Here is an 18,530-nt window from a genome sequence, read left to right as displayed (position 1 = left end):
TGCTGCCCTTACATTTTGCTGCTCTTGGCTATGACAAACGGACGCTTGCTGTCGCCGACGAGAATCCGTTCCCGGCTAAGCTGCACGTCTTTATCCAAGATAACGTTCTCTATGACAGCGTCCTCTTCGATAATGCATTTCTGCATGATAACGGAGTTCACAACTTTCGCACCCTTGCGGATTTGGACGCCGCGGAAAATAACGCTGTTCTCCACCGTGCCCGCGATGATGCAGCCGTTCGCCACAAGCGAATTGCTTACATTGGCGCTTTCCAGATAGTGGGTCGGAGCTTCGTATTTAATTTTGGTCTGGATCAGATTGTCGCGGAACAAATCCGTGTATTCTTTCTGGTTCAACAGTTCCATGCTGTTCTTGTAATAACTGGATACAGAGTTAATGACAGCGTGATAGCCTGTATATTCAAAAGCGGCAATCTTGAGCTTATCGCGTCTCTTCTGTATGGCATCCCGGAAGAAGAAGCTTTCTCCGTGGGCGATGCAGTATTCCACCTGTTCGAGGAAAAATTCTTTTTCCATGATGAACATATCCATATAAATATTCGGATGGTTCTTCTCATGATGAATATTCGTCACATTGCCTTCTCCATCCACCTCAAGACGCAGGCACGGATCATGCTCCGGCTCAAGCTGGTCGATTTTTTTGTATACAAGCGTGACGTCTGCGCCTTTTTGCAGGTGATAGCTGTACAGCTCCTGAACATCAATCGTGTTGATATGCTGGCTTCCGGAATGGACAAGGTACTTGGCGGATGCCCGTTTAAAGAAGTCCAGGTTGTTATGAAAATGCTGTAAATCCCCCAAAGACGTGTCTGTCGGGTCGTTCCAGTCGGGAGGCAAAATAAACAAACCGCCGTGCTTGCGGTTCATATCCCATGATTTCCCGTCGCCCAGATGGTCCATCAGAGAGCGGTATTTGCGGCGCACGAACAGCCCCACGCTCTCCAGTTCGGCACGCATCATATTGGAGAGGACAAAATCAATCAGACGATAGCGGCTGGCAAAAGGCACGGCTGCGCCGCAGCGGAAATAGGTTAGTTCGTTTAAATGGTCCAATTCATGATCAAGATTGATTACTCCCATGAGCTGTTTCATCGAGTTCACCGTCCTTTTTATGATTATATGGTTTTGGCCGGAACCGATTTCCGTTTTTTGCTGCGGTTGTCGATCAACAGGATTTCATCCTCGTTCTCCCGGTCCGTTCCGATTTCCAGATAATCCTCAATCACCGTATTTTCGCTGATAATGGCTTTGTGTATGTGAACATTTTTGCCGATTTTGACCTTGGGCATAATGACGGAATCCGTGATTACGCTGCCCTCGCCGATCTCGACGCCGTAAAAGAGCACGGAATGCTTCACTTCGCCGCGAACAATGCAGCCCTCGTTGATAATGGAGCCCGACACTTTCGCTCCCGGAGCCACATATTGCGCAGGCTGGTTGGGATTGCGGGTATAAATTCTCCAGGACGGATCGTTAAGGTTAAGCGGCGGGTTGTCGCTCAGCAGATCCATATTGGCTTCCCAGAGACTGTTCACCGTGCCGACGTCTCTCCAGTAACCTTCGTACGGATAGGCGTACATCGGTTTGCCCTTCGACAGCAGCGCCGGGATGATATCCTTGCCGAAATCGTGGGAAGAAAGCGCATCCTCTCCATCCTCCAGCAGAGCGCGACGAAGAACATCCCATTTGAAAATATAAACCCCCATGGAAGCCAAAGTGCTCTTGGGCTTTGCGGGTTTTTCTTCGAATTCGTAAATTTTCAGGTCTTCTTCCGTGTTAAGTATGCCGAAACGGCTCGCTTCTTCAAGCGGGACGTCAATGACCGAAATGGTGCAGTCGGCCTTTCTTTCCTTATGGTATTCAAGCATAGCGTTATAATTCATTTTGTATATATGGTCACCCGAAAGGATGAGCACATGCTCAGGGTCGAATTGATCGACAAATTTAAGATTCCGGTAAATCGCGTCAGCCGTTCCCCGATACCAGCTGCTGCCGTCTTCGCGTTCATGCGGAGGCAGTACGAATACTCCTCCGTTCTTGCGGTTGAGATCCCAGTCGCTGCCGATGCCGATATAGGAACTCAGCACAAGGGGTTCATATTGGGTCAATACGCCAACGGTGTCTATTCCGGAATTCGTGCAATTGCTGAGGGGAAAATCAATGATCCGGTAAGTGCCCCCAAAATAGACAGCGGGTTTGGCAATTGATTTGGTCAAGCCCTTCAATCTTTTGCCTTGACCACCAGCCAGAAGCATGGCCACCATTTCTTTTTTCTTCATTTGGAAGAGCCTCCTTGACTTGGGGTAGTAAAGCTTCTTCAATAAATGGGTTAAAATGATTGGTGCGAAGCAAAGACAGCGCGAAAAGCGTTCCTAATGCATTGTACTGAATAACAGACCGTTTTAAACCGGGTGTTTCTGAATTTTTTGAAATGAATAGGATGCTTGAAAAAGTCTTGTAAAAGGGGAAGGCTGGAATGGATTGGATCGGCCGGACCTAAACGGGGATGAATGGGTTTCCGACTCTATATCCTTATAGTAAAGTTTTCGATACCCATCGTCAAAACCCTTTCCTGAATAAAAAAATAGTTCGCATTTTCGGCCTATTTCCTAGCATGAACAATCGCCATCCACTTTTTTTGCAATCGCTTCCCCAACATCGTAATTACCCGTTTATCATGACGGAGAAGAAGAGCGATATTTTCTCCATATACTTAAGATTACCCAATTTGAACACCGGTGAAAGAATATTAGGGATGAAATGTGAAAGGTAATTTTCAGCAAACGTTCAAGTTGATGTGGCATAATATAACACGCCCCACAAAGTGAAGCCTTGCCTTCGCAGCTTATTCCAATTACTTTGCGGGGACCCCAAAACTTATAATAACCGCATGTTAAATATGGTATGGAGGGATATGCATGAAAGCTCACCAAGGCATCCGTCTGCTGCTGGTGGACGATGAGCCTCACATCCTCCAGTTCCTCGAACTGGGTCTTATAAATGAAGGGTTTGACATCAGAACGGCGCCGGACGGAATGTCCGCTCTGGAGATCGCCGCCGAATTCAAACCTCATGTAGCCATCCTAGATATTATGATGCCGGGAATGGACGGCTTCGATGTATGCCGGTATCTCCGGGACGAAGAACCGGACATCGCCGTTATAATGCTGACGGCCAAGGACGAGGTCGACGACCGGGTGAAGGGTCTTTCCATCGGGGCCGACGATTATATGGTCAAGCCCTTCAGCTTCGAGGAGCTGCTTGCCCGTATTCAGGCGCGGCTCCGGAACCGGTTTCCGGGACTGCTTGGCGAGGTGCGCTGCGGTCCCTTCCGGATCGACAGCCGGAGAAAGGAAATCCGCTTCAAGGATGCCGTGCTCGAACTCTCGCCAACGGAGTACGAGCTGCTGCAATATATGGTCATCAACCACGGGCTTGTGCTGAGCAAGCCGATGATCCTTGACAAGGTCTGGGGATACGACTTCGGAGGAGAAGAGAACATTGTTGAGGTCTATATCCGTTCCCTGCGCGAGAAGCTGGGCGATAAGGAGCACCGCATTATCCGTACGCTGCGCGGCGCGGGCTACCGGGTGGATCTCATATGATTCGCGGCTTATCGGCCATTAGGAATCGGCTGCATCCTCCCCGCTCGCTCCGCAAGCAGCTCCTCGCCATCTCGCTGCTGATTCTCTCGGGACTGCTCCTGCTCATCGGAGTGCTTCAATACGTGATTATGCGCAATTTCCTCTACACCAGCAGGGCGGAAGCCATGCAGTTGCAAATCCGCTCGGTTCCCCGCGAACTGATCTTAGAGTTGGCCGGGAACCGCCGGGAGAGCAGCGGAGCGGCGGAAAGCCCCCCTGTAAGGGCAGAGAGTGGCGGCTATACCGGCTATGCCGGCCAGGGCAGCGATGCAGAGCTCGGCGGAATCGCTGGGCAGGGCAGTGACGGGAGGCTGGGTGGCAGCGCCGGAGGACAAAGCGGCGGCACCGAGAGCGGCGGCTATGCCGAACAGGGCAGTGACGGGGGGGCGGGCGGCAGACAGGGAGGTGCCGCTGACGCCCAAGGCAGCGGCAGGGGCACCCCGGGACGGCGCCCCCTGCTGCTGGACGCCCGGACTACGCTCGCCCTATTTAGTTCGGAAGGCACCTTTTCCGATCTGCAGACGGAGACGCTGGCTGACTCACCCGCTCCACGTATGACCGACGAGGAATACAAGCTGCTGCTTCAGCATCCCGTCGGCAGAGTCGCGGGCAAATACAAGATTCTGACTTCTGAAGACGGCACCGAGCATTTGGCTGTATTCATGACCATAGGCCATCCGGACAATCCGCTCGGCGTTCTGCAAATGACCACGGATATGGCACCGCTGCGCGACGTTATTATGCGCCAGCTGCTGACTTACGCGGCTCTGTCCGTGGCCGCTTTGGTGGGCGGCCTTCTTCTCTACATGCCCGCGCTACGCAAGACTCTTGTCCCGCTGTCCAATATGGGCAAGACCGCCCAGATTATCGATGCGGGAAATCTCGATGTCCGGTTTCCGTCTGCGCAGGGACAGACCGAAATCGACCAGCTGTCTTCCTCCTTTAACGGCATGCTGGAGCGTCTGGAGACTTCATTTCGGAACGAGCGGGAAGCCAAGGAGCAGATGCGCAGATTCGCCGCCGACGCCTCCCACGAGCTGCGGACGCCGCTGACCTCGATACACGGTTTTCTCGAGGTGCTGCTGCGGGGAGCGGCGGAGAACAGGGAACAGTTGTACAACGCGTTGAACAGCATGCACGGCGAATCGAAGCGAATCAACAAGCTGGTTGAGGATCTGCTTCTCCTCGCCCGGATGGACGGCGCTCCGCAGCTCCGGGCCAAAGAGCTCTATTTGGACGAAGTCATCGAAGAAATTCGGCCCCAATTGGAGATGCTTGCCGGAGACCGTGAAGTTGACTTTGCCCTCTCCCCCGGCATAAAAGGGCTTTACGACCCGGACAAAATCAAGCAGGTCGTTCTGAATCTGTTCCAGAACGCGGTGCAGCATACCGATCCCAAGACGGGAAAAGTGGCCCTCTCCCTGCAGCCTTCCGGCTCCCGTGCGGAGCTGACAGTGCTGGATAACGGAGCCGGCATCCCAGCGGAGCATCTCCCCCATGTGTTCGACCGATTTTACCGCAGCGATCCCTCCCGCGCCCGCAAGTACGGCGGTTCGGGGCTTGGGCTGTCGATTACGAAGTCGATAACCGAAGCGCATGGCGGGGAAATCGGCGTAACGAGCGCCCCGGGCAAGGGTACAGCCTTCCGGGTAACCCTGCCCTGCCTGCAGGCATTGGCAAAGAAGCCATAGATAGCGCTATAATATATAGCGACAATACGCTTTCGATGCGAGTTTTGCTGCGCAGAGTCTCAGGAAGCCAAGCTCCACAAAACTTAGCCCTTGCTTTCGTAGCGAGTTTTGCTACGCAAAACTTTTAGGAGGTCCTACAATGTACGAAATCGCAGTAATCGGCGCCGGTCCCGCCGGCGCAAGCGCCGCGCTGTTCGCCGCCAAGGCGGGCAAGAAGACGCTGCTTATCGACAACGACAAAGGGATGACCCGCAGAGGCTGGTACGAGAATTATTACGGTATTTCCGAAATTGGCGGACCTGACCTGGTGGAAACCGGACACAAGCAAGCGGTAAAGTTCGGAGCCGAACTAATCGCGGAACAGGCGGTTTCCATCGGTAAAAGCGGTGAAGGCTTTGCCATTGAAACCGAAAGCGGTGCGACCTATGAAGCGAAGCATGTCATTCTGGCTACCGGCGTGCTGACGGATCTGGCCGCCAAAGCGGGAGTGCAGACGAAAGAAGGCACGGAGCCGAGAATCAAGACGGTCGTCGCCGTGGACGCGGCCGGCAAGACCAACGTCGAAGGCATCTGGGCCGCCGGCACCGTAGCCGGAGTCAGCGTGCATGCCGTCATTACGGCGGGCGACGGCGCGAAGGTAGCGGTGAACGTCATTAGCGAGCTGAACGGCGCGCGCTATGTGGACCATGATGTGCTGAAAGCTTAAGCGACAACAGATCAGGACCAAGGTCATTTCAGAAACAAAAAATACATGGATCACAAAACAACGTCCCCGGCCTTTTTCGCCGAAGGGACGTTGTTTTGTTGCCGTTTCAGGAATTCCTCTCTGCTCCACACTCTGTAAAATCACCTTATTACGCTGATGATCGTCCACAGACCGGAGACAATAAGCACCCACAGCGTCAGCCTCATAAATGCGGCTTCATTCAGCGGTTTTATGTACGATCATCGTCTACAAACCGGTTCAGAAACTGCAAGGTCCGGGGATTGGAAGAATGGTTAAGCACTTGGTCCGGTGTGCCTTGTTCCGTAATAACTCCCCCGTCCATCATAATCAGCGTGTCCGCGACATCGGCGGCAAATTTCATTTCATGGGTTACGATTACCATGGTCATGCCTTCGGATGCCAGCTCCCTGATGACTTTCAGCACTTCCCCAACAAGTTCGGGATCGAGCGCCGAGGTCGGCTCGTCGAATAACAGGAGTTCCGGCTCCGTGGCCATCGCCCGGGCAATGGCGACCCGCTGCTGCTGGCCCCCGGAGAGCTGATGGGGATATGAGTCCGCCTTATCCGCAAGCCCCACTTTAACCAGCAGCTTCAAGGCCCGCTTGCGCGCTTCCTCCTTGGACAGCTTTTGGACGGTGACCTGTCCTTCCATAACATTCCCGAGCGCCGTCATATTCGGAAACAGATTGTAGGACTGAAAAACCATTCCCGTTTTTTTCCGAAGAGCCAGGACATCCTTCTGCGGGAGCCTCTTTCCGTCAAAGCTTAGCGATATTCCGCCCAGCGAAATGCCCCCCTTGTCCGGAACCTCCAGCAGATTAAAGCAGCGCAGCAGCGTTGTCTTGCCTGAGCCGGACGGACCAATAATAACAAGAACCTTGCCTTCCTCCAGCGTCACATCCACGCCTTTAAGCACTTGAAGCGGGCCGAACGATTTATGTAGGCCAGACAGTCGTATCATAAATTATTTCTCCTTTAGCCCGCGGAGTAGCGGGACAAACGTTTTTCCAGGTAATCTTGCAGCACCGTCAGGACCGTACAAAATACCAGATAAAAGACTGCTGCTTCACTATATACGAGCAGCGGTTCATAGGTAACGGCCGCGATTTGCTGCGCTGTGCGGAACATTTCCACATAGGTAATCGTTGCCGCCAGTGACGTATCCTTCACCAGGCTGATGAACGAGTTCGTCAGCGGGGGTACGGACACACGCGCGGCCTGGGGCAGAATAATTCGCCGCAGCGCCTGGATGCGCGTCATGCCGACCGAATAAGCTGCCTCCCACTGCCCTTTATGGATAGATAAGATGGCCGCACGCACGATTTCCGAGCCGTACGCCCCTACACTGAGCGTAAACCCGATCACCGCCGCCGTAAACGGCTCCAGCGTTATTCCTACGCTCGGCAGTCCATAAAAAATAATGAACAATTGAACCAGCAGCGGAGTACCGCGAATGATCCATACATAGAAGCGGGCGATCAGAACCGGAACTTTCCATGACGACAGCCGGACCAGCGCCGTGGCAACCGCCAGCAGCAAACCGAGAGCGAACGAAACCAGCGTCAGCGGAATGGTAAAAGCCACCCCCGCTTTAAGCAGGGGCAGCAAAGAATCGATCACGATTTGGATTTTACGGTCATCCATAAATCAGACATCCTTCTTGAACTTTGGGCCATAATAGAGCCTTTGATTCATGTGTTATTGGGATACATCCTGGCCGAAATATTTTTCGGAGATTTTCAAGTAGGTTCCATCGCTCTTCATTGAAGCCAGTGCGTCATTGACCGCTTTGACCAGTTCGTCATTGCCTTTAAGGAAAGCGGCGGCGCTTTGTGAACCGTTCGCCTGTTCGTCAACCTTTTTGATCGGAGCGTCCGGCTTCTGCTTTTTGAGGTCCAAATAAGATAATCCGTCGTTGACCGTGGCATCCACGCGTCCGGAAGTCAGTAAATCGATCGCCTGATTAAAACCCTCGGTGGAGACGATTTCAGCTCCATTCTCCCTTGCGATATCCGCCAGATTGCTCGTCAGGGACTGAGCGGCCTTTTTGCCTTTAAGGTCTGCGAATGACTGAATCGTGTTATTGTCGCTCTTGACGATCAGTACAGCCTTGGAGACGATGTAAGGATCGGAGAAGTCGTATTTCACTTTGCGTTCGTCCGTAATGGATACTTCATTAAAAATAGCATCAAACCGTTTGGCATCCATTCCGGCGAAAATACCGTCCCATTGAGTTTCGACGAACTCGGCCTTCACCCCTAGGCGTTTGGCAACTTCCTCTGCAATCTCCACGTCGAATCCGGTCAGCTTGCCGCTCGCATCATGATAAGTGAAGGGGGCGTATGTTCCTTCCGTACCGATCCGCAATACACCGCTTGCTTTGATTGCGTCCAGGCTGGATTGTTCCCCGCTTCCGGTTTCCGCGTTCTGCGACGGTGAAGCCGCAGGCGAACTGCCGTTGTTAGCATTTGTTCCGCAGGCTGCGACCAAAATGACGGTCAGTGCCAGCAGAAGTATCAGGCTGAATTTTTTCATTTCTATGTACCCTCTCTTCTCTTTTTTTCTAATCTATTGAACATCTTTTTTTCAGCACAATTGAGTATTACATGTTCATATAATATTCGTCAATATAATTTTGATCGGTTTTGTCGGAATTACCTAGAGCAGAACCCTGTTTTCCAATATATTTTTCATACTGATATGAGACTTTGAAGGCCCGAGTTTAACTAGAGAATCTTGGAATTCGGCAAGCTCTTCTATCGATGCGGCTTGTACTTTAATCAGATAATTATATTCCCCGTTGATCCGATACCCGGTTTTTTTCCATATTTGTAACCATGAAGGTTTCTCAATGATTTGAGCAATGGGAATAAGGAGAATCAATGCAACAACCCATCTTAGAAAAGCTGTCCATACTGCAGGAAATTCAATTGAGCTGAATTTTCCGAAAATCATATTACCAGACCAAAATAGATTGGCTAATATTAGTAAAATCCAAGCCTTATATTTCACAATATTTCCCCCTTTATTCAAATTTAATTGGTGCTTGATTGACTTGTCGCTTGCCATAATCAGATGATGCAACAGGCGCTAACATAAGTAAAATCAATATACACAATAGGTATCATAACAAAATTGTTATGACCAAAACATGATTGCAACTGATCGCTAAGATCTCCGATAAGCCAATCATATTGAAAATAAGAATCGTGGTTTGAAACAACCAAAAAAAGCCTCCAGACTACCCAAATCCGGAGGAAAAGAAAAGGTTATGAAGAAAAGTACAAAAATTATAGTAACATAGCCAATGATAATAATAAGCGAAATTACCATTATTCTGGAAGTGTAAGTGATGGATATGTTGGAAGTAACCTTGATAAAGGCCTGAATCGTATGTTCTTCATTTTTCTTACATAAAATCATCCCATACCGCTCAGGCTTCCTGTTAGTGCACCAATGGGCACTTTAAATTCCAGGAGGCGATAACGAATGGCAAAACCGGATTGCTTTTTCTTGGGCCGGATTGGTCGGTCGCCTTCTCCCGAAGCCTTTAGTGGAATCCTACCCTTATCGACAACTTAAGCCGGGTCAGCCCTTTAGCGTCGTCCGGGGCGTTTTTTTGTGGCTGTCCGGGGAGCCCGCCTTAATAATTCGTTAATAACAGGCTGATACTATAAAGGAAAAAGAGAGGAGTGTGACGAAGCTCACATGTCAAAAAGAAAAACAGTATGGATTCCCGCCATTCTCGCTGTGATATTCAGTTTGCTGCTGATTGCCTATTCCTTCTACGCTCAAGCCAACGGAACACATCCCCAGCCTTCAAGCGGTGCCGGGGGCTTGCCCCCTCAAGGAGGAAGAAAGGAAGATCTGGAGCTTTTTAAATGGCTCGGAACTATGGCTGTCGTTTGCGGAGCGGTCAGCTTTTCCTGGGTGCGTTTCAAGAAGAAGCTCAAATCCTCCTCCCTTCCGGTACAAAAACTGGGCAAACTGCTGCACCGCATTCACCAGTTCATGGGCTGGACCGCACTAGCCCTCATTTTGGTGCATGGCGCTTATTATCTGATTACGAGACTTCAAGACGACAAAATATTTACCGGATTGGCAGCGTTTTTGATTCTTTTAACTTTGGCCGGGTACGGGTGGCTGATCAAAAGAGTTCGAAATAAATGGATGCGTAAAGCGCATTTCTTTCTAAGTCTCTTATGGGTTCCGTTTCTTCTCCTTCACGCAGGCGGATCGGCAATCCTCATCACAGCTATCACAGCGATGGTCTGGGTCGGGATTCCATTCCTGGAAAAGTGGACGCAGCCGAAAGCTGTTTAGCCGCTGCATACCATGTTTATCGACCGCCCTTTGGGCGGTTTTCTTTTTTTGAAACCAAATTGGGCGTTTGCACATATGCTAAACCTGGCGATTATTAAAGCATTGGGAGGTTCTGATTATATGTATTGGGTAAACCCGTATTGGAGCAGATCCGCATTTAAACCCGTTTGGTCCACATCTACCCCGCAAGCATTGGATTTGATAAAAGAAGCCGTCCAAGGCGAACGAAATGACGAGTTATTCTATGACGAGCTTATCAAACTTGCCCCTAACTCTGAGCAAGCCTCAATCATTGCTTCCATCCGCGACGATGAACGGGGGCATAATCAAATGTTCCGAGGGATATACAAAGAGTTAACGGGTCAGGAAATCAGGGGGATCAGTAACGAGCAATATCAGCGTGTAGACTCTTATATTTCAGGAATACAGCGGGCGCTTCAAGGTGAATTGTCGGCAACGGAGAAGTACAGAAAAATATGGTTTGGCCTGCCGGCTGGCATCTATCGGGATACTGTGGCTGGAATTATACTTGACGAGTTAAAACATGCGAGCAAGTACAATTATTTATTCACTTTGAATCATGACAAGATTTAGTGTTTAGTTGCGCCGCCGAGGCCCGCTCTCATTGTTTTTGAAAAGGACCTCCGCGGCGCATTGTTTTGCGTTAACTTACCGGTAGTATACTTTTTCCACGTTATACTTTGCCTTGAACGTATTGATAATGTAAGTCTCGTAAATTTCCCGTTCGACGGGGTCCTCTACCACGCACACCTCAATTTTGGCGACTTCGTTCCGGTGGTCTTTTATGGGGGAAACGTTATCCTCGAAATGCTTTTTAATTCGGGGTCTCAGCTTTCTTGCTTTACCGACAAACAGAAGCTCGTCCCGGTCGTTGTAAAACATAAAAATGCCGCCCTTTTCCCTCGTAATCAGGTGGAAATCCGTAAATCCGTAAATGTTGCTCAGTTCGGGGGCAATCTGCTTGGTAATGGTAACCTCCGGTTCAGGCACGGTTATACTAATCAATATTCTTCACTTCCTCTGTGTAATTAGGCCTAATCTTACCATATTTTCTGAGGCAGCACCATTTGGGTATCCTTCATAGAATCCACTGCGCTCCGTTATTCATTCTGCTTGCACCGCTTTTTGTGAAAAGATGGGAACATTCTTTAAAAGTTAATGAAAAATAGAGGATTTTGGAGAATTTTGTTGAAAATTTTAACATCCAGGGAAGGTGATAAGCTTAGGTTAATAATGGAGGGGCGCTATGCTGCAAAAAAATAATGACGAGAAAACTCATAAATTCGTTGAACTGAGCAGAAATTCAAATGAGGAAATTGACCTGATACTTATAGATAAACAAGCCTTTAGTCCTCTGTGGGGGTCAACCCGAATTGCCGGAATTTATTTTATTGTGGGATGCTTGTGGATTCTGCTAACGGATAAAGCGGTTTCCGCTATAACAAGCAACCTCCAATGGATCGCCCGAATCAATATGATCAAGGGATGGTTCTTTGTTTTCACCACGGCTCTTCTGATCTTTGGCCTTATTCTCAGAACACTCAAGCGGATTAAAAAAATGGAAGAAAAGCTGGAGATCACCTACAGGGATATGGTAGACGGCCATGAGAAGCTGGAAGCCGCATACGAAGAAATCATAGCTACGGAGGATGAATTAAGGAAACAATACGATCAATTAATTGAGAATCAGCGGAAACTTACAGAAAGTGAAGAGAAGATGCATCACCTGGCGTATCACGATATACTGACAGATCTGCCCAACAAGTTGGCGTTATATGAGAATGCAGCCGATAACCTCCTTGCGGATTCAAGCAGCAAAGCTGCCTTGCTGTTCGTGGATATCGATAATTTTAAATATATTAACGATACAATGGGGCATGAATTCGGCGACCGCCTAATTGTCAAAGCCAGTGAAAGGCTCCTCTCCATCATAGAAAAAGAGGGTGTGATCTACCGGTTCGGAGGCGATGAATTCATCATTCTTTTGCAGCCCCTGAAAGAAAAAGCGGATATTGATCGAGTTGCCGCCCGAATTCTTACCGGTTTTAAAGAGGCTGTTGATATGGATAACAGTCTGCTCCACATAAGCATCAGTATCGGAATCAGCCTTTATCCCGATCACGGCAGCGATATTATGGAGCTGGTTAAACGCGCCGACATTGCCATGTACAAGGCGAAAGAAGCGGGGAAAGGCGGTTACGCCGTATTTGACCATCCCCTGAACGATACATTTGCTGAAAGGATGAATATAGAAAAACAATTGTATACCGCAATGGAACAGGAAGAGTTTGAGCTGGTCTATCAGCCCCAGGTCGACTTGATACTGAACAAAGTGACCGGTCTGGAAGCTCTTTTGCGCTGGAAAAGTCCGGAGCTCGGTTATGTCTCTCCTTTGAAATTTATCAAAGTGGCCGAGGATTCGCACTTGATTATTCCTTTGGGAACCTGGGTGCTGCGCAGCGCCTGCGCTTTTCTGAAGCTTCTTCATGAACAGGGCTTCGGACACTTAACGATGTCAGTCAATATTTCGATGCTGCAGCTGCTGCAAACCGATTTTAATGAGTTGGTCCTGCATACTCTTGAATCCTTCGGGCTTCAACCCGATTGTTTGGAATTGGAAATCACGGAAACCGTATTAGTCCAGTCCTACGATCATGTTATCGCCAAATTGAATGCTCTCAGAGCAAGAAATATTAAAATTGCCCTCGATGATTTCGGTACAGGCTATTCTTCTTTAAGCTACCTGACCCATCTGCCGATCTCCACTTTAAAAATAGATAAGTCCTTCATGGATTCGATTCCAACCGGCACGAATCAAGCGACATTAGTGGAGCAAATTATTAGGATCGGCAAACGAATGAACATGTCGGTCATTGCCGAAGGAGTGGAAAGACAGGAACAGCTGGCGTATTTACTGGAGCAGGGCTGCGACAAAATCCAGGGTTACTTCTTTAGCAGGCCGCTGGCGGCAAAGGATATGGAGCAATGGTTAGCCTGCTGGAAAGAGGCTTCCATTGATTTAATCCCCGTATTGGACAAAGAGTCCAAGAGCCTCCATTAGAAATCCGTTTCGGCACCGGCCAGGCTGAGACAAAGGTCAACGCACAAACGGCGCTCCGCTTCCCCAACTTCAGGGGACGGAGCGCCGTTTGCTGTTGGCTTATAAGGGAACGGAAGCCGGTTGTCCCGGAGACAGTGAGACCCGGAGCCCCATGTGCAGCAGCTCCAGCGCGTCGCCTTCCAGCAATGTGTAGTGGGTGCTCTCCCGGCCGATACGCACCTCCAAAAGGCAGCCGCGGAACGCGATTCGGAACCGGCAGCTCTCCCACCGGTCGGGCAGGCGCGGCTGAAAGGACAGTACGCCATCCCGGAGCCGCATGCCGCCGAAGCCGTTGATGATTGACATCCACGAGCCGGCCATCGCCGCCGTGTGCAGGCCGTCCTTCGCGTTCCGGTTGATGTCGTCAAGATCCATTCGCACTGTCCGGTCAAAATAGGCGTAAGCGCCCTCCAGATCGCCGATCTCCGCCGACATGATGCTGTGGATGCAGGGCGACAGCGAGGAATCATGGGTCGTGAGCGGCTCATAATACTGGTAATTGCGGACTTTCTCCTCCAGCGTGAACTGCTCGCCGAGCAGGAACAGGGCCAGCACGACATCGGCCTGCTTCAGCACCTGGTGGCGGTAGATGACGAGCGGATGAAAATGCAGCAGCAGCGGGTACTTCTCTTCCGGCGTTTGCTCGAAATTCCATTTCTCCTTTGACAGGAATGTATCGTCCTGGGCGATGATGCCAAGCTGTTCATCCGAAGGCACGAACATGAGGGCCGCCGCTTTGCGCCAGAGACGCACTTCTTCCTCCGTCAGCCCGATGGCCCGAACCAGCCGTTCGTAGTGCTGCGGATATGAGCCGCGGAGCAGGTCGGCCGTGCTGGCAGCGTACTCCAACTGGCTGCGCACCATCAGATTGGTATAGGCGTTGTTATTTACAATCGCCGTGTACTCGTCCGGCCCCGTCACCGCGTCGATGCAGAACGCTCCGCCGCGCGCCGGATTGAAATGGCCCAGGTCGACCCAGAACCGGGACGTCTCGAACAGGATTTCTGCGCCCTGGCTGACGAGAAAATCGGTATCTCCCGTCGCCAGGACATACTGCCGGATGGCGTACGCGATGTCCGCGTTGATGTGGGCCTGCGCCGTGCCTGCCGGAAAATAGGACGAGTTCTCCTCTCCGTCGATGGTCCGCCACGGGTAGAGTGCACCCTTCTGCGACATGATCGCCGCGCGCTCACGGGCCTTGCCGAGCGTATAGTAACGAAACTCCAGCAGCGACCGGGCAATGTCCGGCCGGGTAAATGTAAAGAACGGCAGCATGTACATTTCCGTATCCCAGAAATAATGGCCTTCGTAGCCTTCGCCGGTCAGGCCCTTGGCCCCGATGTTGGTCGCACCGTCCCTGCCGACGGATTGCAGCAGCTGGAACGCGTTGAAGCGGATGCCCTGTTGAAGCGCGGGATCGCCGGCGATCTCGACGTCGGCCCGCTTCCAGAACTCGTCCAGGAAGGCTTCCTGCTCCGCCAGCAGCTGACTGAAGCCGGCATGCACCGCCCCGCGCAGCAGCGCTTCGGTCCGCGGCATCAGCTCCTCCTCCGGAAAGTCTTTGGAGGTATGGTAGCAGATGTACTTCGTCAGTGCCGCCGTCTCGCCGCTGCGCAGCGGCACGCAGAATTCCTCCGTCAGCCGCTGGCCCGCCGCCTTACGGTTCGTCCCGCAGCCGGCTGGGGTCTCCAGAACATGGCTCATCGCCGTCAGCAGCACGAACCGGGTATGCCGGGTCCGCTGGCGCATCCATGAGAACGTGCCGCCGTGCTCCATGTCCTCCGGCAGCAGGCTCGGCAGCTCGCTTCCCGCCCCGAGCCGCGGGTCGTCGGTCGCCAGCGGCCGGGCGATGGTCCCTTCCATGGCCGAGGCGAACGTAATCGCGCCGTCGAAATTGAGCGCCGTCGCCTCGTAATGGATGGCGGCCATGTGTTTGTTCCCAAACGACGCCAGGCGGGTGATGACGAGGCGCACACGGTGCCCGCCCGGAGATTCCCAGTCCACCTCGCGGCGCAGCACCCCCTTGCGCATGTCTAGCGTTCGCTTGTAGCGAAGCACGGTGCCGGCGTTCAGGTGAAAGGCGTGGCCTTCGACAGACAGATCGATGATTTTGGCGTCGGTGACGTTAAGCATGGTCTGGTTCCGAACCGCGTATCCGTATGCGCCTTCGGGATAAAGAATCGGTTCGGCGTCGTAGAAGCCGTTCAGGTAATTGCCGATGACCGCCGTTCCTTCGGTGCCGTGATAGCCCTCCTCAAAATTGCCCCGCATGCCGATGTAGCCGTTGCCGACGGCAAACAAGCTTTCGCTCCGCTGGTTCTCGCCGTCGGCGAAGCTCTCTTCTTCCAGGCTCCATTCCCGGTACGGATATAGCGGCTCGGGATGGACGTAGGGTTTCATTTTCATGGATACTCCGCACTCCTTTGTACGGCGGTCTGTCTCCGCCTGGATTACCTATCGAATTAAGAAGAAACGGCTGCGCCGTCCTCTCGAAGAGGAAGGCATCCGTTTCTCGTAAAAATATCAGGTTAAGGATAAGCGCGAAGCTTATACTTTCTGATATTTCAAGAAGAAACGGCTGCGCCGTCCTATTAGGGAGCTTAAGCTTCCGAAGCAGCGATACGAGTATCGCTTTTAGGTATCGTTTCTCGTAGAAATATAAGGCAAATGATAAGCGCGAAGCTTATACTTTCTTATATTTGGACGCAAGCCCGGGGCAGACCCTTGCTCGCCGCAGGGACGTCCGGCAAAGGCGTCAGCCTTTGACCGAGCCGCCCATCAATCCTCTGACGAAATACTTTTGCAGCAGGAAAAAGATGGCGAGAGGCATCAGCATCGAGATAAACGCCGCCGAGGTCAGCAGATGCCAGTCGTTGCCGCGGGAGCCGACCAGATCGGCGATTTTCATCGACATGACCTGCACATTCGGCTGGTTGCCTATGAAGATCAGCGACACCAGGTAGTCGTTCCAGACCCACAGGAACTGGAAGATGCCGATCGAAGCCAGCGCCGGTACCGACAGGGGCAGGATCAGCCGGCTAAAGATCGTGAAATGGCTCGCCCCGTCAATGAACGCCGACTCGAACAGATCTTTCGGAAGCTGGCTGATAAAGTTGTACATGAAATACGTTACCAGCGGCAGGCCAAACGCCGTATGCGCCAGCCAGATGCCGAGATAGCTTCCGTTCAGCCCGAGGGCCGTGTAATCCTTAAGCACGGGAATAAGCGCAACCTGCAGCGGAATCACCAGCATCGCGATGATGGTCACGAACATCGTCTTGCGTCCCGGAAAACGCAGCCAGGCAAAAGCGTAAGCCGCGAACGACGCGATCAGGACCGGAATAATCGTCGCCGGCACCGCGATGGTCAGCGTGTTCAAGAACGCCTGGGAGAGACCGCTTCCCTTCTGCACCGTCTCGCTGCCGTCGGCTTTTTTCAGCTTATACTCCTTGCCGGACAGCACGTTCTTGTAATTCTCCGTCGTCAGGTTGGACTTCGTCACCCAGCCTTCCGTCTGCACGCTGATCATGCGGGCTCTGCGGTTCTCCCACATGAGCCGTTTGCCGCCTTCGACCACGCCCGCTTTGAGCTGCGCGTCCGTGTAGGTCTTGCCGTTCACTTCGATTGGTCCCCGCAGATCTACATCCTTGGACAGCCGGATCACATCATCCGAAGCCTTCCATTCCTGGTGCGGGAACACCTTCCACCAGCCGGTCTGCAGAATGTCCGCGGCGGGGCGGAACGAGGAGATGAACAAGCCGAGCGTCGGAACCAGCCAGATGAAGCAGATGATCCCAAGCACGATGTTGACGACCGCCTTGTTGCCTTTTCTTTTCTTGGAGCCCACCATTTAGAATCCCCCCTGCTTGCGGAACTGGCGCAGATTGACGAAGATGACAGGCAGGACCGCGATCAGCAGCACGATGGCCAGCGTCGAGCCGTAGCCGAAGTTGCGGTACATGAAGAACTGTCGGTAGAATTGCGTCGCGACAACCTCTGTATCGTATTGACCGCCGGTCATGACCATGACGACGTCAAATATTTTCAGCGTAAAGACAATAATGGTCGTGGTGACCGTAAGGATCGTGGTCGAGATGAACGGAATGATAATACGGAAAAAGATGCGGATTTCGCCTGAGCCGTCCACGCGCGCCGCTTCCAGAATATCGTCGGGCACTCCCTTGATCGCCGCCGAGAAGATGACCATGGCGAACCCGGTCTGCATCCAAATCAGGATAAGAATCAGGAAAAAGTTGTTCCACGGCTGGATCATGCTGGTCCAGGCCTGCGGCTGTCCGCCGAAGTACGTCACGATGGCGTTGAGCAGACCGATCTGCTCGTCGCCTGGCTGATAATAGTAGACAAATTTCCAGATCACGCCTGCCGCCACGAACGAAATGGCCATCGGCATGAAGATGATGGACTTGGCGGTTTTCTCGTAGCTGCTGCGGTCCGCCAGAATGGCGATCAGCAGGCCGAAGGCGACGCACGCCAGCGTGCCGACGAACACCCACAGCAGATTGTTGCGCAGCGCCGTGCCCAGCAGCCGGTCGCTGAAGACGGCCGCATAGTTGGCCAGCCCAACGAACTTGTCGGACGACGCATCGAAGAAACTGAGGTACAGCGTCCGCAGCGCCGGCAGCACCAGCAGCCAGCCCAGCAGGAGCACCGCCGGCCCCACGAAGATGAACGGGAGGATCCTGCCGCGGATCTTGTCGGGATATTTCTCAGCTGCAAAGGTCAGCGTGTAATAAATCAGATAGACGCCCACGACGCCCCACAGTACTGCAAGCACCGCTGTCAGCAGCGGATTCAGCGTCGAATCCCGAAAAAACAGGAAAATCAGGCCGTTGACCACTATATTGGCGAGCAGTATGCCCAAGGAGATCAACACGGCTCTCAGACGGATTCCCGGTTTGGCTTGTGTCCCCATATGCGCTCCTCCTAAATGTTGTACTTCCCATAACAAAAGGGGGCAGAGCCTTTCCTACCCGCTGCCCCCTT

Annotated in this window: 16 protein-coding genes; 6 read left to right on the top strand and 10 right to left on the bottom strand. The window is 52.1% G+C overall.

Annotation, left to right across the window (positions count from 1 at the left end):
- Positions 1–8: 8 nt before the first annotated feature.
- A complete protein-coding gene (glgD, locus tag EH198_RS20485; protein WP_124697389.1) occupies positions 9–1,112 on the bottom strand; it encodes a glucose-1-phosphate adenylyltransferase subunit GlgD in 1,104 nt (367 codons plus the stop codon).
- 23 nt (positions 1,113–1,135) lie between these two features.
- Positions 1,136–2,299, bottom strand: coding sequence for a glucose-1-phosphate adenylyltransferase (locus EH198_RS20480; protein WP_124697388.1), 1,164 nt, complete (start codon positions 2,297–2,299; stop codon positions 1,136–1,138).
- Positions 2,300–2,938: 639 nt separating this feature from the next.
- On the opposite strand from EH198_RS20480, the gene EH198_RS20475 reads away from it, so the two are divergent.
- The 3 genes from EH198_RS20475 (at position 2,939) to EH198_RS20465 (ending at position 6,061) form a co-directional block, all read left to right on the top strand.
- Entirely contained in the window at positions 2,939–3,625 is a 687-nt protein-coding gene (locus EH198_RS20475; RefSeq protein ID WP_124697387.1) for a response regulator transcription factor, read from the top strand.
- Positions 3,622–5,355, top strand: coding sequence for a sensor histidine kinase (locus EH198_RS20470; protein ID WP_124697386.1), 1,734 nt, complete (start codon positions 3,622–3,624; stop codon positions 5,353–5,355). The genes EH198_RS20475 and EH198_RS20470 overlap by 4 nt, the downstream gene beginning before the upstream one ends.
- 139 nt (positions 5,356–5,494) lie before the next feature.
- Complete coding sequence (locus tag EH198_RS20465) at positions 5,495–6,061, top strand: FAD-dependent oxidoreductase (RefSeq protein WP_124697385.1); 567 nt, start codon at positions 5,495–5,497, stop codon at positions 6,059–6,061.
- A gap of 229 nt (positions 6,062–6,290) precedes the next feature.
- Here the strand turns inward: EH198_RS20465 and EH198_RS20460 are convergent, their stop codons facing one another.
- From EH198_RS20460 to EH198_RS25220, 4 genes are all read right to left on the bottom strand, one after another.
- Positions 6,291–7,043: an amino acid ABC transporter ATP-binding protein gene (locus EH198_RS20460; protein WP_124697384.1), complete on the bottom strand. Its 753-nt coding sequence runs from the start codon at positions 7,041–7,043 to the stop codon at positions 6,291–6,293.
- 14 nt (positions 7,044–7,057) lie between these two features.
- The gene (locus EH198_RS20455) at positions 7,058–7,726 is read right to left on the bottom strand and encodes an amino acid ABC transporter permease (RefSeq protein WP_124697383.1); all 669 of its coding nucleotides are present in this window, start codon (positions 7,724–7,726) and stop codon (positions 7,058–7,060) included.
- A 54-nt stretch (positions 7,727–7,780) separates the two neighbouring features.
- Entirely contained in the window at positions 7,781–8,617 is an 837-nt protein-coding gene (locus tag EH198_RS20450; RefSeq protein WP_124697382.1) for an amino acid ABC transporter substrate-binding protein, read from the bottom strand.
- Positions 8,618–8,740: 123 nt separating this feature from the next.
- Positions 8,741–9,151 carry an EamA family transporter gene (locus EH198_RS25220; RefSeq protein WP_246014481.1) on the bottom strand — a complete coding sequence of 137 codons (411 nt, stop codon included), beginning with the start codon at positions 9,149–9,151 and terminating at the stop codon, positions 8,741–8,743.
- A 639-nt stretch (positions 9,152–9,790) separates the two neighbouring features.
- On the opposite strand from EH198_RS25220, the gene EH198_RS20435 reads away from it, so the two are divergent.
- Positions 9,791–10,405: a hypothetical protein gene (locus EH198_RS20435; protein WP_124697381.1), complete on the top strand. Its 615-nt coding sequence runs from the start codon at positions 9,791–9,793 to the stop codon at positions 10,403–10,405.
- 12 nt (positions 10,406–10,417) lie between these two features.
- A complete protein-coding gene (locus EH198_RS20430) occupies positions 10,418–10,999 on the top strand; it encodes a ferritin family protein (protein ID WP_342772046.1) in 582 nt (193 codons plus the stop codon).
- A gap of 75 nt (positions 11,000–11,074) precedes the next feature.
- Here EH198_RS20430 and EH198_RS20425 read toward each other — a convergent pair whose 3' ends face one another.
- A complete protein-coding gene (locus EH198_RS20425; protein WP_124697380.1) occupies positions 11,075–11,431 on the bottom strand; it encodes a nucleotide excision repair endonuclease in 357 nt (118 codons plus the stop codon).
- A 397-nt stretch (positions 11,432–11,828) separates the two neighbouring features.
- Here EH198_RS20425 and EH198_RS20420 point away from each other — a divergent pair, with 397 nt between their 5' ends.
- Positions 11,829–13,487, top strand: coding sequence for a putative bifunctional diguanylate cyclase/phosphodiesterase (locus EH198_RS20420; RefSeq protein ID WP_185702996.1), 1,659 nt, complete (start codon positions 11,829–11,831; stop codon positions 13,485–13,487).
- 99 nt (positions 13,488–13,586) lie between these two features.
- On the opposite strand, the gene EH198_RS20415 is transcribed toward EH198_RS20420, so the two are convergent.
- The 3 genes from EH198_RS20415 to EH198_RS20405 form a co-directional block, all read right to left on the bottom strand.
- Positions 13,587–15,932: a glycoside hydrolase family 65 protein gene (locus EH198_RS20415; protein ID WP_124697378.1), complete on the bottom strand. Its 2,346-nt coding sequence runs from the start codon at positions 15,930–15,932 to the stop codon at positions 13,587–13,589.
- A gap of 349 nt (positions 15,933–16,281) precedes the next feature.
- Positions 16,282–17,376 (bottom strand): carbohydrate ABC transporter permease, encoded by a 1,095-nt coding sequence (locus tag EH198_RS20410; RefSeq protein WP_124697377.1) that lies wholly within the window; start codon positions 17,374–17,376, stop codon positions 16,282–16,284.
- Positions 17,377–18,459 carry a carbohydrate ABC transporter permease gene (locus tag EH198_RS20405; protein WP_124697376.1) on the bottom strand — a complete coding sequence of 361 codons (1,083 nt, stop codon included), beginning with the start codon at positions 18,457–18,459 and terminating at the stop codon, positions 17,377–17,379.
- Between the last annotated feature and the right edge of the window lie 71 nt (positions 18,460–18,530).

This window comes from Paenibacillus rhizophilus (genome assembly GCF_003854965.1).
GTDB lineage: Bacteria > Bacillota > Bacilli > Paenibacillales > Paenibacillaceae > Paenibacillus_AQ > Paenibacillus_AQ rhizophilus.
Note: the sequence above shows the minus strand (reverse complement) of the source record. Positions and strands in the feature narration are given on the sequence as shown.

Excerpts from the sequence above, each read along its gene's own strand:
- glgD (WP_124697389.1), bottom strand. The coding sequence starts at position 1,112 with ATGAAACAGCTCATGGGAGTAATCAATCTTGATCATGAATTGGACCAT.
- EH198_RS20480 (WP_124697388.1), bottom strand. The coding sequence starts at position 2,299 with ATGAAGAAAAAAGAAATGGTGGCCATGCTTCTGGCTGGTGGTCAAGGC.
- EH198_RS20475 (WP_124697387.1), top strand. The coding sequence starts at position 2,939 with ATGAAAGCTCACCAAGGCATCCGTCTGCTGCTGGTGGACGATGAGCCT.
- EH198_RS20470 (WP_124697386.1), top strand. The coding sequence starts at position 3,622 with ATGATTCGCGGCTTATCGGCCATTAGGAATCGGCTGCATCCTCCCCGC.
- EH198_RS20465 (WP_124697385.1), top strand. The coding sequence starts at position 5,495 with ATGTACGAAATCGCAGTAATCGGCGCCGGTCCCGCCGGCGCAAGCGCC.
- EH198_RS20460 (WP_124697384.1), bottom strand. The coding sequence starts at position 7,043 with ATGATACGACTGTCTGGCCTACATAAATCGTTCGGCCCGCTTCAAGTG.
- EH198_RS20455 (WP_124697383.1), bottom strand. The coding sequence starts at position 7,726 with ATGGATGACCGTAAAATCCAAATCGTGATCGATTCTTTGCTGCCCCTG.
- EH198_RS20450 (WP_124697382.1), bottom strand. The coding sequence starts at position 8,617 with ATGAAAAAATTCAGCCTGATACTTCTGCTGGCACTGACCGTCATTTTG.
- EH198_RS25220 (WP_246014481.1), bottom strand. The coding sequence starts at position 9,151 with ATGGCAAGCGACAAGTCAATCAAGCACCAATTAAATTTGAATAAAGGG.
- EH198_RS20435 (WP_124697381.1), top strand. The coding sequence starts at position 9,791 with ATGTCAAAAAGAAAAACAGTATGGATTCCCGCCATTCTCGCTGTGATA.
- EH198_RS20430 (WP_342772046.1), top strand. The coding sequence starts at position 10,418 with ATGTTTATCGACCGCCCTTTGGGCGGTTTTCTTTTTTTGAAACCAAAT.
- EH198_RS20415 (WP_124697378.1), bottom strand. The coding sequence starts at position 15,932 with ATGAAAATGAAACCCTACGTCCATCCCGAGCCGCTATATCCGTACCGG.
- EH198_RS20410 (WP_124697377.1), bottom strand. The coding sequence starts at position 17,376 with ATGGTGGGCTCCAAGAAAAGAAAAGGCAACAAGGCGGTCGTCAACATC.
- EH198_RS20405 (WP_124697376.1), bottom strand. The coding sequence starts at position 18,459 with ATGGGGACACAAGCCAAACCGGGAATCCGTCTGAGAGCCGTGTTGATC.